The 14,213-nt window shown below is 67.5% G+C and carries 13 protein-coding genes; 4 read left to right on the top strand and 9 right to left on the bottom strand.

Annotation, left to right across the window (positions count from 1 at the left end; all coding sequences use genetic code 11):
* Window positions 1-78: 78 nt before the first annotated feature.
* The 9 genes from ACI1US_RS00835 to pheS form a co-directional block, all read right to left on the bottom strand.
* Window positions 79-831 (bottom strand): A24 family peptidase, encoded by a 753-nt coding sequence (locus ACI1US_RS00835; protein WP_461637361.1) that lies wholly within the window; start codon window positions 829-831, stop codon window positions 79-81.
* Window positions 806-1,711: an acetylglutamate kinase gene (gene argB, locus ACI1US_RS00830; protein ID WP_416549731.1), complete on the bottom strand. Its 906-nt coding sequence runs from the start codon at window positions 1,709-1,711 to the stop codon at window positions 806-808. The genes ACI1US_RS00835 and argB overlap by 26 nt, the downstream gene beginning before the upstream one ends.
* 7 nt (window positions 1,712-1,718) lie before the next feature.
* The gene (gene argJ / locus ACI1US_RS00825; RefSeq protein WP_416549732.1) at window positions 1,719-2,918 is read right to left on the bottom strand and encodes a bifunctional glutamate N-acetyltransferase/amino-acid acetyltransferase ArgJ; all 1,200 of its coding nucleotides are present in this window, start codon (window positions 2,916-2,918) and stop codon (window positions 1,719-1,721) included.
* On the bottom strand, window positions 2,915-3,979 hold the full coding sequence (argC, locus tag ACI1US_RS00820; RefSeq protein ID WP_416549733.1) for an N-acetyl-gamma-glutamyl-phosphate reductase: 1,065 nt from the start codon (window positions 3,977-3,979) through the stop codon (window positions 2,915-2,917). Before argC ends, argJ begins: the two co-directional genes overlap by 4 nt.
* 149 nt (window positions 3,980-4,128) lie before the next feature.
* Window positions 4,129-4,914 carry an enoyl-CoA hydratase-related protein gene (locus ACI1US_RS00815; protein ID WP_416549734.1) on the bottom strand — a complete coding sequence of 262 codons (786 nt, stop codon included), beginning with the start codon at window positions 4,912-4,914 and terminating at the stop codon, window positions 4,129-4,131.
* Between the two features lie 153 nt (window positions 4,915-5,067).
* Window positions 5,068-5,997 carry a VOC family protein gene (locus ACI1US_RS00810; RefSeq protein ID WP_416549736.1) on the bottom strand — a complete coding sequence of 310 codons (930 nt, stop codon included), beginning with the start codon at window positions 5,995-5,997 and terminating at the stop codon, window positions 5,068-5,070.
* A 206-nt stretch (window positions 5,998-6,203) separates the two neighbouring features.
* The gene (locus tag ACI1US_RS00805) at window positions 6,204-7,052 is read right to left on the bottom strand and encodes an SDR family oxidoreductase (protein WP_461637357.1); all 849 of its coding nucleotides are present in this window, start codon (window positions 7,050-7,052) and stop codon (window positions 6,204-6,206) included.
* Window positions 7,053-7,190: 138 nt separating this feature from the next.
* Window positions 7,191-9,731 carry a phenylalanine--tRNA ligase subunit beta gene (gene pheT, locus ACI1US_RS00800; protein WP_416549737.1) on the bottom strand — a complete coding sequence of 847 codons (2,541 nt, stop codon included), beginning with the start codon at window positions 9,729-9,731 and terminating at the stop codon, window positions 7,191-7,193.
* Window positions 9,731-10,783, bottom strand: coding sequence for a phenylalanine--tRNA ligase subunit alpha (pheS, locus tag ACI1US_RS00795; protein WP_416549739.1), 1,053 nt, complete (start codon window positions 10,781-10,783; stop codon window positions 9,731-9,733). Before pheS ends, pheT begins: the two co-directional genes overlap by 1 nt.
* A 91-nt stretch (window positions 10,784-10,874) precedes the next feature.
* Here pheS and ACI1US_RS00790 point away from each other — a divergent pair, with 91 nt between their 5' ends.
* From ACI1US_RS00790 to ACI1US_RS00775, 4 genes are read left to right on the top strand one after another with little or no spacing between them, the layout of a single operon-like run.
* The gene (locus tag ACI1US_RS00790) at window positions 10,875-11,501 is read left to right on the top strand and encodes a hypothetical protein (RefSeq protein WP_461637355.1); all 627 of its coding nucleotides are present in this window, start codon (window positions 10,875-10,877) and stop codon (window positions 11,499-11,501) included.
* A gap of 49 nt (window positions 11,502-11,550) precedes the next feature.
* Entirely contained in the window at window positions 11,551-12,189 is a 639-nt protein-coding gene (locus ACI1US_RS00785; protein WP_461637353.1) for a copper resistance CopC family protein, read from the top strand.
* Window positions 12,190-12,192: 3 nt separating this feature from the next.
* A complete protein-coding gene (locus tag ACI1US_RS00780) occupies window positions 12,193-12,816 on the top strand; it encodes a copper chaperone PCu(A)C (protein ID WP_461637351.1) in 624 nt (207 codons plus the stop codon).
* Window positions 12,809-14,077, top strand: coding sequence for a Dyp-type peroxidase (locus ACI1US_RS00775; protein ID WP_461637349.1), 1,269 nt, complete (start codon window positions 12,809-12,811; stop codon window positions 14,075-14,077). The genes ACI1US_RS00780 and ACI1US_RS00775 overlap by 8 nt, the downstream gene beginning before the upstream one ends.
* Window positions 14,078-14,213 lie beyond the last annotated feature (136 nt).

The raw sequence follows: 14,213 nt of genomic DNA, 5'->3' as shown, positions 1-14,213 counted from the left end.
ACTCGGCCAATTCAATACCTCCATCCTATCGGCGCGCGCCCCGATTTCCCTGGCACCAGGCATGCCGGAGGTTCGGCATCAGCTGTCGATAAACCGTGCAGCCGCGAGTGTCACCCAGGAGCTCGCAAGGATGAGCGGCCCCGCGGCAAACGCGCGCTGTTTTCGGGCGATGGTGAGGAGCCCGTGCGCACAGACCCCGAACAAGAACGCGCCAGCGAAGACGACTGCGCCCGCAGGCCACGCGGCGTCCCCGAGGGCGCAGACTGCCGCGTATACAGCGAGTGGCATGAGTTTCACGTCACCGCCTCCCAGCGTGCGGCCCGGAAGGGCCCACACGATGGCGGCCGCCGCAGAGAGCACCAGCGCCGCTGTAATTGGCCCCGCAGGAGACGCCGCGCTCTGCGCCGCTTGCAGGGCTGTTGCCATTGCCCACGGGGCGTCCGTGGGCAGGGCGGTCGTGGCCGGCACTTCCCCAGGCTGCGCGCGCTCTCCGCGAAGGATCCCCGCTACCGCTAGCAGCGGCACCGTGACGATCGTGGCCCAGCTCACGAGCCTATTCGGGAGCGTCTGCGTTCGCAGGTCCACCCGCGCGAGGATGAGCGAGAAGGCACCGAAGCTCGCGTGGCCGCAGAGGGCGAACAGCCAGGCCAACCCCAATTGTTCGCCGGGTGCACAAGCTGGAGAGCCCCACCAGCCAGCTCCGCCCACAGGGTAGAGGGCGGTGAACACGGCCCCGCCGGCGACGGCTCCGATCACCGCCGCGGCGAGATCCCCCGGGGCGGCTGCCCCGGGATCGACTGCGAAACTAGCCGGGCGTGACTTCCGTGCCAATGCCCTGCTCCGTGAAGATCTCGAGCAGTACGGAGTGGGGCTCTCGCCCATCAATGATTGCAGCCTTCGGCACCCCACCCTGGACGGCGTCCAGGCAGGCGCGCATCTTCGGGATCATGCCTGATTCCAGCGACGGGAGCATCGCTTCGAGCTCGGAAGAGCTGATCGAGGAGACGAGCGAGTCGCGGTTCGGCCAGTCTGAGTACAGGCCGGCGACGTCGGTGAGGATCACGAGTTTTTCAGCTCCGAGCGCTGAGGCCAACGCAGACGCGGCCGCGTCGGCGTTGATGTTCAGCGACTCCCCCGGCCGATCCACATCCGGCGCAATCGAGGACACGACTGGGATCAAGCCGGCATCGAGCGTCGCAAGCACTGACTCGGATCGCACACCAACGATGTCGCCCACCCGCCCCAGATCAACGAGTTCACCGTCGACCTCCATCGGCTCGCGCCTGCGGCCGATGAACAGCCCGGCGTCTTCGCCCGTCGTGCCCGAGGCAAGAGGGCCGTGTGCGTTGATCTCGTCGACAAGCTCCGGATTCACCTTGCCCGTGAGCACCATCCGCACGACGTCCATCGTCTCGGGTGTCGTCACCCGGTAGCCGCCCTGAAACTCGCTCTCGATGCCGAGACGCTCGAGCATCCGGTTGATTTGTGGGCCGCCACCGTGCACGATGACCGGGCGGATACCGGTGTGCCTGAGGTACACCACGTCCTCGGCGAACGCTTTCAACAGCGTGTCGTCAACCATGGCGTTGCCGCCGAACTTGATCACCATAATGGCGTCGCGGAACTTCTTCAGCCACGGAAGCGACTCAATGAGCACGGCGGCTTTCTCGGCCGCCCGCCCGCGTTCCACGGGGGTCGTGACGTTCGTCATGGGGCTCCTAGCTCGAGTACGCGGAATTCTCGTGCACGTAGTCGTGCGTGAGGTCATTGGTGCGCACGGTCGCGGCGAACGAGCCCGCAAACAGCTCGATCTCGACGTGTGTCTTGCGCGGCGTGAGGTCGCACTCTTCGACTGGGCGGTCTGGAGCTCCTGCGTGGCAGAGCCGCACCCCGTTGAAGCTCACGTCGACTGCGTACGGGTCGAAGGCTGCCTCGGTGGTGCCGATCGCGGCGAGCACGCGGCCCCAGTTCGGGTCGTTACCGAAGATTGCGGCCTTGAACAGGTTGTTGCGCGCGACCGAGCGGCCCACTTCGAGGGCATCTTCGACGCTCGCGGCACCGCGGACCTCGATGTCGATGTCGTGGCTTGCTCCCTCGGCGTCTTGCTGCAGCTGGGCGGCGAGATCGTCGCACACCCCGGCGAGGGCTGCGGCAAACTCGGTGAGCTCGGGCGCTACGCCCGAGGCTCCACTTGCCAGCACAGTCACCTGGTCGTTCGTCGACATGCAGCCGTCGGAGTCGAGCCGATCGAAGCTCACCGCGGTGGCACGCCGCAGTGCAGCGTCGAGCTCTTCGCTGTCGAGGAGCGCGTCGGTCGTGATCACCACGAGCATCGTGGCAAGCCCCGGTGCGAGCATGCCCGCGCCCTTCGCCATTGCGCCGATCGTCCAACCGTCACCGGTATGGGTCGCGGTCTTCTCCACGGAGTCGGTGGTGAGGATCGCGGCAGGAGCCGTGGTGTCATCTGCGGCGAGCGCGCCGACGAGCGCGGGCACGTTGTCCACGATCTTGTCGCGGAAAGACTGATCGCCGGTCCCGATGAGCCCGGTCGAGCAGACGAGCACACGCTCGGCCCCCTCGTCGATCATGTCGGTCGGGGTCTGCTCGGTGCCCGTTGACTGCGCCGCGAGCTCGCGGGCGACGGCCTCGGCGGTGAGCCGGGTAGTCTCGTAGCCGAAGTCGCCGGTGAAGCAGTTCGCGCCGCCTGAGTTCAGGATGACCGCGCGGGCGGGCCCGTTCTGGGCGACCTTGCGGCTCCAGAGAATCGGGTTTGCCTGGGCTCGGTTCGAGGTGAACACCACGGCGCTCGCGGGCGCGGGACCGTCGTTCACGACGAGCGCAAGGTCTGGCTTGCCCGTGCTCTTCAGGCCAACGGTGATTCCGGCGGAGCGGAACCCTACGGGGGTGGTTACGGTCACGGTGCGACTCCATTCACGCTCAGGCCGGTGGCTTCTGGGATGCCAAGGGCGATGTTTGCCGATTGGATCGCGGCGCCGGCCGTGCCCTTGGCGAGGTTGTCGACGGCAGCGACGATGACAACCCGGCCGGCGGCCTCGTCGATCGCAATGCCCATGAGGCAGGTGTTCGCTCCGACCGTGTCGGCTGTGCGCGGGAAGACACCCTCGGGGAGCACGTGTACGAAGGTCTCGTCGGCGTAGGCCTGCTCCCAGGCTGCGCGCACGTCGGCGGCGCTCGTGCCTGGCACGATGCGTGCGGTCGTCGTTGCGAGGATGCCCCGGCTCATGGGGACGAGCACCGGGGTGAAACTCAGCGTCGGGTTCTCGGCACCCGCGCCGCGCAGGGCCTGCTGGATCTCCGGGATGTGTCGGTGGGTGCCCCCAACGGCGTACGGATTCGCGGTGCCCATCAGCTCGGAGCCGAGCAGGTGTGTGTGCGCCGCCTTGCCCGCTCCCGAGGGGCCGACGGCAAGCACGGTCACAATATCGCTGGCCTCGATGACGCCGGCGGCGATGCCGGGTGCGAGTGACAGCGCGACCGTGGAGGCGTTGCAGCCGGGTGCGGCGATCTTGGTCGCGCCGACAAGGTTTGCGCGCTGGCGAGGGTGCTCGCCGGCGGATGCTCCGGTCCCCACAATGAGTTCGGGCACACCGTACGTCCACGCCTCGTTGAAGTCGCCGCCGTAGAACGCGGCCCAGTCTGCTTCGCTCGTGAGCCGGTGGTCTGCGCCACAGTCGATCGCGAGTCGCACGTTCTTCAGCTGAGCGGTGAGTGCCCCGGATGCGCCGTGCGGCAGCGCGAAAAACACAACGTCGTGTCCGTCGAGCACCTCGGGAGTGGTCTCTCGCAGGGTGAGATGCGCGAGCGATCGCAGGTGTGGTTGCGATGCGATGAGTGGTTTGCCGGCGTTTGAATGCCCGGTGACCGTTCGAATCTCAAACTCCGGGTGATCCGCAAGCAAGCGCAGCAGCTCGCCTCCTGCATACCCGCTCGCTCCGGCGACCGCCACACTGTACGTCATCAATACCCTTTCTCGCGCACCTCTATTCTGGCACCAAGCGCCGCGCCGAAAGACCGCGGCCGAATTTTGTGGAGGCACAGCACCCGATTTCGCTGGGAGGCGCGGGTGGGGGGAACGCTCCCCCACACCCAGCAGCTACCCGTCGGGGCCTAGCGGTGCTTGAAGTTCGCTTCGCGCTTCTCTGCGAACGCGCGCATCCCCTCGGTCTGATCCTCCGTCGCGAAGAGCGCTGCGAACGCGATCCGCTCGACGCGAAGTCCCTCCGCGAGCGACGACTCCTCTGCCGCCTGCAGCGCGTTCTTGGCGGCCTGGACCGCCGGCAGGGGCTTCGAGGCAATCAGCTCTGCGGTCTGCTTCGCGACGTCGAGCAGCTCGGCGGCGGGCACGACGCGAGAGACGAGGCCCGAGCGCTCGGCCTCCTCCGCGTCCATCATGCGGCCCGTGAGCACCATGTCTGCTGCCTTGTACTTTCCGATCGCGCGGGGCAGGCGCTGCGTGCCGCCGAAACCGGGGATCACACCGAGGTTAATCTCGGGCTGCCCGAACTTCGCGTTGTCACCGGCGATAATAATGTCGCACATCATCGCGAGCTCGCAGCCCCCACCGAGGGCGAAGCCAGAGACCGCCGCGATTGTCGGGGTGAGCATCTGCTCGAGGCCACCCCACGACGGGAAGACGCCGCCCGCGAGCACGTCGGAGTACTCGAGCTCGAGCATGCCCTTGATGTCGGCACCGGCCGCGAACGCACGCTCCGAGCCGGTGATGATGATCGCTCCGATGTTCGGGTCGGCGTCGAAGCCCGCGGCCGCCGAAACAAGTTCACTGATGAGCGTGTTGCTCAGCGCGTTGAGCGCCTCGGGGCGGTTCAGGGTGATGGTGGCGACGCGGCCGTGTGTCTCGGTGATGATCGCGGTGTACTCGGTCTGCTCTGACATCTCTACTCCATCTGTGGGCACGATCTGTGTGCGTGGGGTTCGTACCTCCACGCTATCGCGTGCCGCGCAAACGCGCTCACCGCGTTCCACCGGCCTCTGTCCGGGCGAGCCCCGGGGCCCCGATCCGCTCCCCGAGTTGCCCGGCGGGCGCGCTCAGAAGTCTGCGATGACGATCTTTTTCATCGCCATGAGCTTCGCGTATGAGTCCTCGCGCCCCATGAGCTCCTCCATATTCGCCGGCACGATCTGCCAGCTCACCCCGAATTCGTCTGCGAGCCAGCCGCACTGCTCGGCCTCTGGCACAGCAGATAGCCCCTCCCACAGGGCGTCAATCTCGGCTTGGTCAGTGCAGTTCACCTGCAACGAGACCCCGCAGCTGAACCCGTGATCGGTTCCCGATCCGTTGTCCGAGGCCATGAACCACTGCTCCCCGATGCGGAACTCGCCGAACGCGAGCGCCTCAGGCGTCGCATCGCCCATCGCTTGGCCGTAGGGCGACTGGAGGCCGACCGCCGCTCCCCCGGGAACGTGCGCGAAGAGTGTGACGTAGCGGGCGGCAGCATCCGCCGCGCGGTTCTGCGCCGGGCCATCGAACATGAGCGCGGGAATGATGAACGGGCGCGGATCGCCCTCGGGGCGCGTGAGCATGAGCTGCCAGCTCACCCCAAAGCGATCCTGCACCCAGCCGTAGTGTGCTGCGAACGGGTACTCACCGAGGGGCATCATCACGAAGCCGTCGGCGGCGAGCGCCTCCCAGAGCCCGTCAAGCCGGCGTCGCGCCTCAGCTGCGTCGCCGGCGAACATCATCGGGTCAAAGTTCACCATGAAGGAGATCGACGGGTTCGGGGAGAACTCGGGGCCAGCGTTGACGAGTGCGATTTGGGTGTCCTCGACGGTGACATCGACGACGAGCGCCTCCCCCGCGAAGTCCCGCTGAAAGTCGGGAAGGCCCTCGCTCGGGTAGCGAGCCGAGACCGTTGACTGAGCTTGGAACCCGGCGCCGCGGAAAGCCTCGGCGTAGAAGTCGCCAGCTTGCTCGGCCGTGCGATTGCACCAGATATTGGGGATGATCTTCTGAGTCATGGCGTCACCGAGCTTCCCTTACGCGTGAGTATTTGTGCGGGACACACTACTCCTGTGCGGGCACTGAGGAAAGAGCAGGTGTTGGCGGCGATCTCGCCCGGGGGCCTCGCTGATTCGCCCGCTCGGCGGGAGCCTCGCCGGGTCGCCCGCCCGGCAGGAGCCTCGCCGGGTCGCCCGCCCGGCAGCCTTCGGCAAGGAGCGCGACGTCAGTGGGCGCCGGCAGCTAGCCAATCCTCGTAGCTCACGCTGTCGATGTCGACGTCGGGCCCCGGGAGGGAGCCGCCCGAACGCACCGCGCGCCCGAACTTCCCTGGAAGTGGAAGCTCGATTACTGACTGGCTGAGCCCGTGGGTCTCGAACGCCATTCGTCCGAGATCGGCGAGCCAGAGTTCGTCGGGCCCGGCGAGATCCCGCGCATTCCCCTGAGCCGGACGAGTCGCGAGCTCGAGCAACCGCCGCGCTACTGATTCAGCTGCGACGGGCTGCGTGCGCATCTTCGCGATGATCGTCCAACGCCCGACTGAGACTGAGCTCTGCTCGGCGAACTCGAAGAACTGGGTGGCTCTTAGCACTGTCCACGGCAGCGGGCCTGACTCGATGAGCTGTTCCTGGAGCGCTTTCCCCGCGTAGTAGCCGAAGGGGTTGGCGGCTGCGCCGACGATCGAGAGCGCGACGTAGTGCCTCACATTGGCCGCGGTACCGGCCCGCAACAGCTTCTCGGTGACCGCGCCAAAGAACTCGCGGGAGCCAGAGAGCTTGCCGCTCGCCGAGACGTCGATCACCGCGTCGACACCCGACAGGTCGAGCGGCTCTGCGCTCGTGAGATCGGCCGCAATACGGGTGAGGGATCCCTGCCCCTCGGATGCGGGGTCTGCGGCGGGACCGCCTACGTGCGGGTTACGGGCTAGGGCGAGGACATCTGCGCCCGCGTCCAACGCCAGGCGCACAAGGTGTCTCCCAACCGTTCCGGTACTTCCTGCGATCGCGATGAGCATGCGAGCCTCCGTCGTCGGGGCAACCCGGCTGGCGGGTTCGCCCACCGGGTATACAGCCACAACGCTACCGTGTGCCTCCCCGCACGCAACTAGGGGTCAGTTTGCGCCACAAAATCGGGGATCTCCCCGAAATCATGGCGCAAACTGACCCCTAGTAGGCGGGTGCGGCCCGAAGGCGCGTGCGGCGTCGCAGCAGCGCTAGTCGCGCAGCTTCGCCCCGAACGCTGCTTCTGCAGCGGCGACGCCCGCAAGCTTCGCCTCGCTCGCTTCCTCAGCCTTCAGCGTGCGGTCGCTCGCGCGGAACCGGAGCGCAAACGTGAGCGCGCGCTGTCCCTCGTCGATGCCCTGGCCGCGGTAGTCGGCGACAATGTGTGCGTGCTCAAGCAGCTCGCCTGCGCCCGCGACGACCGTCGAGAGCACCTCCGCAGCCGGCACGTCGAGCGAGACCACGAGCGTGAGATCCTGCGTCGCCGCGGGGTACCCCGAGAGGTTCGCGGTCGCGGGCTCGCGCGGGGCGAGCTCCATGACGCGCTCGAGGTTGAGCTCGAAGGCGGCGACACGGCCAGGCAGGTGGTAGTCGGCAACCAGTTCCGGCAGCAGCTCACCGGCAACGCCAACGACCTCGCCGGCAACCACGAGCTCGGCGGTGCGGCCCGGGTGGAACGCGCGGTGCGCACCCTGGCGAACCGACAGCTCAGCAGAGACAGCGCCAGCGGTGATGCGCGCGGCATCGATTGCGTCGGCCCAGTCGTACTCGCGTCCGGGCTCCCCCGGCTGCTTTTCGATCGCATCACCGATAAGCAGTGCTGCGGCCGAGTGCGGCTGCTCCGGGATCGACGCGTTGAGCTCGGCGAGCACCTCGGCAGAGGGGCGCGCCGCGAGCGGCGGAACAGTGGCCGTGCCGAGCTCGTTTGGCGCGGCGAGCGGCACGAACACGCGCCCGAACTCGACGAGCGCGAGATCGGTGAGACCGCGTGACACGTTGCGCTGGGCAGCGGTCACGAGGCCTGGCAGCAGCGAGCGCCGCATGAACGGGGTCTCGCCGTCGAGCGCGTTCGCGAGGCGGATCGCGTCGACGTCAGCCGAGTGCTCCCCAGCAAGCTCAGCGCCAGCACCGAAGTTGTCGAGCTGTGCACGCGACACGAAGGGATAGCTCTGCACCTCATCGAAGCCAGCTGCCGTCGTGATGTTCGCGGCGCGACGGCGGAGCCGCTGCGAGCGTGTGAGGCCACGGCCAGCGGGCGCGACCGGGAGCTCCGAGGGGATCCGGTCGTAGCCGACGATGCGCGCGACTTCTTCCACAAGGTCTGCCGGACGCGTGAGGTCCGAGCGCCAGCTCGGCGCGGTGACGCTGAGCGTGCCCGCGGATGACTCAGCGACCGTACACCCGATGGTTGCGAGCGCGCCGCGCACCTCGTCGTCACTGAAATCCGTTCCGAGCAGGCCGTTCACACGCGCGATCGGCAGCAGCACCTCGGTGGGCTCCCAGGGAGCCACCAGGTCGCTGCCGAGCGCGTCGACGGTGCCCCCGGCGAGCTCGACGAGGAGATCCACCATGCGCTGCGCCGCGGCCCGGGCGACGAGCGGGTCGACGCCGCGCTCGAAGCGCTTCGAGGCCTCGCTCGGCAGCTTGTGCCGACGGTGCGTGCGCGCGATCGTGATCGGATCGAACGTCGCCGCCTCGATGAGCACGTCGGTCGTCGCGTCGTCGACCTTCGTCGACTCGCCGCCCATGACGCCCGCGAGCCCGATCGGGCCCGAGTCGTCGGTGATGAGCAGATCCTCGACATGGAGCTTGCGCTCCTGGCCGTCGAGCGTCTCGAGCGTCTCGCCGGCACGGGCGCGGCGCACTGTGATGCCCCCCTGGAGCTTACCGAGATCGTAGGAGTGCAGCGGGTTGCCGAGCTCGAGCATCACGTAGTTCGAGATGTCGACGGGCAGCGTGAGCGCGCGGATGCCCGCGAGCTGCAGCCGCGCGACCATCCAGGCCGGGGTGGGCTTGGTCGCATCGATGCCGCGCACGACGCGGGTGATGAAGCCAGTGGCCCCCTCATGCCCGCGGATCGGCGCATCGTCGGCGAGCGTCACGGGGAAGCCCGCCGCCGGGGTGACCTCGATCGCTGCGGGATCGGTGAACGCCGATCCGCTTGCGTGCGAGTACTCGCGGGCGACGCCGCGCACCGAGAACGCGTAGCCGCGGTCGGGCGTGACGTTGATCTCGACCGCGGTGTCGGCGAGGCCGAGCAGTTCGAGCGCGTCGGTGCCGATCGCGGGATCGAGGCCGAGACGCGACAGCACGATGATGCCGTCGTGATCCTCGCCGAGCGTGAGCTCGCGGGCGGAGGCGATCATGCCGTCTGACACGTGGCCGTAGGTCTTGCGCGCGGCGATCTTGAAGTCGCCGGGCAGCACGGCACCGGGCAGGGTCACAACGACCTTGTCGCCCGGGCCGAAGTTGTGCGCACCGCAGACGATGCCGCGCACGTCTTCGCCGCCGTCGGCAGCGGTCTCACTCTCGGGGGCGACGCGCACCTGGCACCAGTTGATGGTCTTGCCGTTCGACTGCGGCTCGGGCTCAACAGAGAGCACCTCACCGACGACGAGCGGGCCGGAGAGATCGAATCGGCGAACCGATTCTTCCTCGAAGCCGACGCTCACGAGCTGCGCGTGCACGTCCTCGGGGGTGGTATCTGCGGGCAGCGAGACGAACTCGCCGAGCCAGCTGAGTGGGATCCGCATTAGACGAGGCCTCCGAACTGTGCGTTGAAACGAATGTCGCCCTCAACCATGTCTCGCATGTCGTTGAGGTCGTTGCGGAACTGGAGCGTGCGCTCAATTCCCATACCGAAGGCGAAGCCCTGGTATTCGGTCGGGTCGATGCCTGCCGCGGCGAGTACGTTCGAATCGACCATGCCGCAGCCGCCCCACTCGACCCAGCGAGCCCCGCCCTTGGCGTTCGGCTGCCACACGTCCATCTCGGCGGACGGCTCAGTGAAGGGGAAGAAGTTCGGGCGCAGGCGGATCTTCGCCTCGGCACCGAACATCTGGCGCGCGAAGTGCTCGAGCGTGCCGCGCAGGTGCGCCATCGTCAGCCCGCGATCGATCGCGATGCCCTCGATCTGGTTGAACACCGGAGTGTGGGTCGCGTCGAGTTCGTCGGTGCGGAACGTGCGGCCGGGGGCCACGACGTACACGGGCAGCTCGCGGCCCAGCAGCGAGCGGATCTGCACGGGCGAGGTGTGGGTGCGCAGCAGCAGGTGCCGGTCTGCGGGGTCGATGAGGAACGTGTCCTGCATTGCACGCGCCGGGTGGTCAGGATCGAAGCCGAGGGCGTCGAAGTTGAACCACTCGTGCTCGATCTCGGGGCCCTCCGCGATCTCCCAGCCCATGCCGATGAAGATGTCACCGGCTTCCTCCTTGAGCTGCTCGAGGGGGTGGCGGGTACCGGCGCGGCGGCGCACGGGAGCCTGCGTGACGTCGACGGTCTCCGCGACGAGCCGTGCTGCAGCTTCGACGGCTGCGAGCTCGCTCTCGCGGCTCTTAAACGCACCCTCAAGCCGGCCACGGGCCTGGCCCATGATCTTGCCGGTTGCAGCCTTCTCTTCCTTGGGAACCTCGCGCATGAGCGCGTTGAGCTTGGCGATGGCTGAGTCGTCGCCGGCATGCTCGGTTCTTGCGGTTTTCAGGGCCGCGACTGAGTCGGCCGCGGTAAATGCCGCGAGCGCCTCAGCTACAGCGGCATCGACCGCTTCCTGCGAAATCGGATTGGGGTTCGTGGTGTTGTCTGACACGAGGATCAAGCCTACCGTGGATCGCCCGGAGCGGCCCCAGCTGCAAAAGGAGCACCGGAGCCGCTCAGGTTTCGCAGGTTAGGATTGCAGTATGGCTCGGCGACAGCAGCCCCTCAGTCGCGCGGCGCGTACCGCCCGCGGCGTGATTGGTGCTGCGCTCTCGACGGTCCTCGCTGCCGCCTCGCACTCGCTCGCTGGCGGAGAAGTCTCCGCGTTCGCGGTGCTCGTCACCGCGGTCATCGCGTTGCCGTTCTGCGTCGCGCTCGCGGGTAAGACCGAGTCGCTCTGGCGCGTGGGCCTCGCGGTTGGCGCGAGCCAGTTCATGTACCACTGGGCGTTCGCGGGCATCGGCGTCACGACTGCGCTTTCGGGGGCCTCGAAGTTTCCGATGGGCTCGCACGCGGCGCACCTCGCCTCACTTGAGCGATTCGTTCCCTCGGTGGTCGAGGCCGGATCAGCAGACACACTGATGTGGACGTTGCACGCCGTCGCGGCCGTGTTGTCAACGGTCTTGGTCGCGCGTGGCGAACGCGCGGTGATTGCGCTTGGCCGTTCGATCCGACGCGCGCTTCCCCAGCCCTTTAGCCTCGCGGCGTTCGAACGCCGTGAATTGCCTCCTGTGCCGCGTGCGGCACCGATCCTCCGCGACCAGCTGCTGACGTATGCGTCCTGGTCACTGCGCGGGCCACCCGTCGCATCCACGTCGCCACAGCTCTAGCACAACAGGAATATCTCTCGGTTTCTTCCGAGAAGAGACAGGATCACCTATGCATACGCATACCCAATTCCAGGCCGTCACGCGCTGGCCGCAGGTAGTCGCCGCCGCAGTATTCGCGGTACTCCTTGGCCTCGCATTCGCAGTGTTCTTGACCCCGTCAAGCCCTGCACAGGCACACGACCAACTCATCGACGTTGAAGTGCAGACCACCGACAGCGGAGAACCTTCCGCTCTCAGGCTCACCTTCAGCGACAATGTGCTTGAGGTCGGCACCGAGATTCACGTGACGGCCCCAGACGGGGGCGACGCCACCAACGGGCTTCCCACTTTCAGCGGGCGAGATGTCACGCAAGCGTTCAAGACCCCGCTCAGCGACGGCAACTACACGTCGGCATGGCGCGTGGTGTCGAGCGACGGGCACCCGATTGAGGGTGGCTTCACCTTCGACATCGAGAACGGTCAAGCTGGCGAAGTCCTCCCCTACACGGGAGAAGCCGAGGCCGAGGAAGAGCCCGCCGAGGGTGCCGCAGACGGCACCCAGGACGCAGCGGGTTCCGGCCTCTCACTCCCCCTCGCGATCGGTGCGGCGGCAATTGTCGCCGTCGCCGTCGCCATTCCCATGTTTATTCGGATGCGCAAGAGCGCATCCTCTGCGGAGGGCCAGAGCCCCCGCGATACCGAGGAGTAATCCATGTTCACCACACACCGCACCCAGCGCTCGCGCCGTGCGGCGGTTGGCCTTGCCGCCACCGCTGCCGCATTCGCACTCACCCTCACCGGCTGCTCGTCGGCGGAGCCCCCGAAGGATCCAGCCGCGAACACCGCGGAACAGGGCCAGCAGGCCGTCGTCACCGCGCAAGACACCTGGGTGAAGGCCACCGATCCCGATGTAAAGCCGGGCGAGGCAATGAGCGGCGTCTTCGGCACCATCGAAAACCACGGCGATGAAGATCTCGTGATCACCGCGCTCGAAAGCGATGTCGCGGGGGTCACCGAGCTCCACGAGGTCGTCGACGGCAAGATGCGGAAGATCCAGGGCGATGTCACTGTTCCCGCGGGCGGCTCGCTGCTGCTCGAGCCGGGAGCCAACCACATCATGCTCATGGACATCGCCGCGCCGCTGTCCCCGGGCGACGACGTGACCGTCACGCTGACGTTCTCCGACGGCAGCAAGCTCGACATCGTGGCACTTGTCAAGGACACCTCGGGCGCAAACGAGAGCTACGACGACATCGAAATGGATCACGGCGACATGGACATGGATCACGGCGACATGGACATGTCGGAGGGTTCCGACGAGATGGACCATGGCTAAAGAGCAAGCACACCGCTTGAGCCGCCGCGCCCTCCTCACGGGGGGCGCGGTTGGCGCGGGTGTCGGGGCGCTGCTCGGCGGCGCAGGCGGCGTCGCGGGCGGCTATCGCCTCGCCGAGCTGGATCGCGCGAAAGAGCCGGGCTTCGACCCGTCCGTGCAACCGACGCTTGGCGAAACCTCGGTGGCACCCGGTTTTGGCGGCGAAGCACTTCCCTGCCATGGAACCCACCAGGCGGGTATCGTCACCGTCCCCGCCACGCACGTGCGGCACATCGCGTACACGCTGCGTCCGGAGACGGGCCGTGAGGCCATCGCGCGAATGTTCCGCATCCTCACGGGCGATATCGAAGCGCTGACCGCCGGCGTCGGCCCGCTCGCCGATCCGGAGCCAGAACTCGCCGCTCGCCCAGCGCGGCTATCGATCACCGTTGGCGTGGGGCCGCAGCTCGTCGACCGCGTCGATCCTGGTAAGCGCCCGGCATGGCTCGCGCCGCTGCCGAAGTTCCAGCTCGACCAGCTCGGCAACGGCTACGACGATGGCGATCTGCTCCTGATCGTTCAGGCCGACGATCCGCTCCCCCTCGCGCATGCCGCACGCATGCTGCACCGCGACCTCGACCGGTTCGCCGAGGTCGCCTGGGTGCAGCAGGGTTTTCGCCAGTCGCGCGGCTCGGAGGCAAAGGGCACCACGATGCGCAACCTCATGGGCCAGGTCGACGGCACCGTGAATCCGGAGCCGAGCGACGCCGATTTCGACCCGCTCATCTGGATCGGCGCGGGCGACGGCCAGCCGTGGCTCGCGGGCGGATCCGCGTTCGTGCTCAGGCGGATCCGGATGGAACTCGACACGTGGGACCGCGTTGACCGGCCCGGGCGAGAGCAGACGATTGGCCGCACCCTCAGCGACGGTGCGCCGATCAACGATCCATCCGGCGGCGAGCATGCCCCGGCCGATTTCGACGCGAAAAACGCGCTTGGGCTGCCGATTATCCCCTCGGCAGCGCACATCAGGCGCGCGAAATCCGACGACCCGAAGGAGCGGATCGTGCGCCGCGCCGTGAACTACGACGACGGGCAGGAAGCCGGGCTGCTGTTCGGCTGCTACCAGCGCGATCCACTCACGCAGTTCGTGCCGATCCAGCAGCGACTCGACGAGGCCGACATGCTCAACGAGTGGGTGACGCACACCGGATCCGCCGTGTTCGCGGTGTTGCCCGGGTTCGCAAGCGGGGAAACGTTGGGGGCGGCGCTTCTCGCGTAGCGGCGTCGCCTGGATCTCAGGTAGTCCGCAAGCCCGATCACTGGTCCAGCTCCGCCGAAGCACCACCTTCCTGCAAGAGCACCCCCTTTTTACGCGTAGAAAGGGGGTGCTCTTGCAGGAAGGTGGTGCTTCGGCG

The organism is Leucobacter sp. BZR 635 (assembly GCF_048061935.2).
Lineage (GTDB): Bacteria > Actinomycetota > Actinomycetes > Actinomycetales > Microbacteriaceae > Leucobacter.
This window is presented reverse-complemented; position numbering and strand designations above follow the sequence as displayed.

Excerpts from the sequence above, each read along its gene's own strand:
- ACI1US_RS00780 (WP_461637351.1), top strand. The coding sequence starts at position 12,193 with ATGTTCACCACACACCGCACCCAGCGCTCGCGCCGTGCGGCGGTTGGC.
- ACI1US_RS00790 (WP_461637355.1), top strand. The coding sequence starts at position 10,875 with ATGGCTCGGCGACAGCAGCCCCTCAGTCGCGCGGCGCGTACCGCCCGC.
- ACI1US_RS00785 (WP_461637353.1), top strand. The coding sequence starts at position 11,551 with ATGCATACGCATACCCAATTCCAGGCCGTCACGCGCTGGCCGCAGGTA.
- ACI1US_RS00810 (WP_416549736.1), bottom strand. The coding sequence starts at position 5,997 with ATGACTCAGAAGATCATCCCCAATATCTGGTGCAATCGCACGGCCGAG.
- argB (WP_416549731.1), bottom strand. The coding sequence starts at position 1,711 with ATGACGAACGTCACGACCCCCGTGGAACGCGGGCGGGCGGCCGAGAAA.
- pheT (WP_416549737.1), bottom strand. The coding sequence starts at position 9,731 with ATGCGGATCCCACTCAGCTGGCTCGGCGAGTTCGTCTCGCTGCCCGCA.
- ACI1US_RS00815 (WP_416549734.1), bottom strand. The coding sequence starts at position 4,914 with ATGTCAGAGCAGACCGAGTACACCGCGATCATCACCGAGACACACGGC.
- ACI1US_RS00775 (WP_461637349.1), top strand. The coding sequence starts at position 12,809 with ATGGCTAAAGAGCAAGCACACCGCTTGAGCCGCCGCGCCCTCCTCACG.
- argC (WP_416549733.1), bottom strand. The coding sequence starts at position 3,979 with ATGACGTACAGTGTGGCGGTCGCCGGAGCGAGCGGGTATGCAGGAGGC.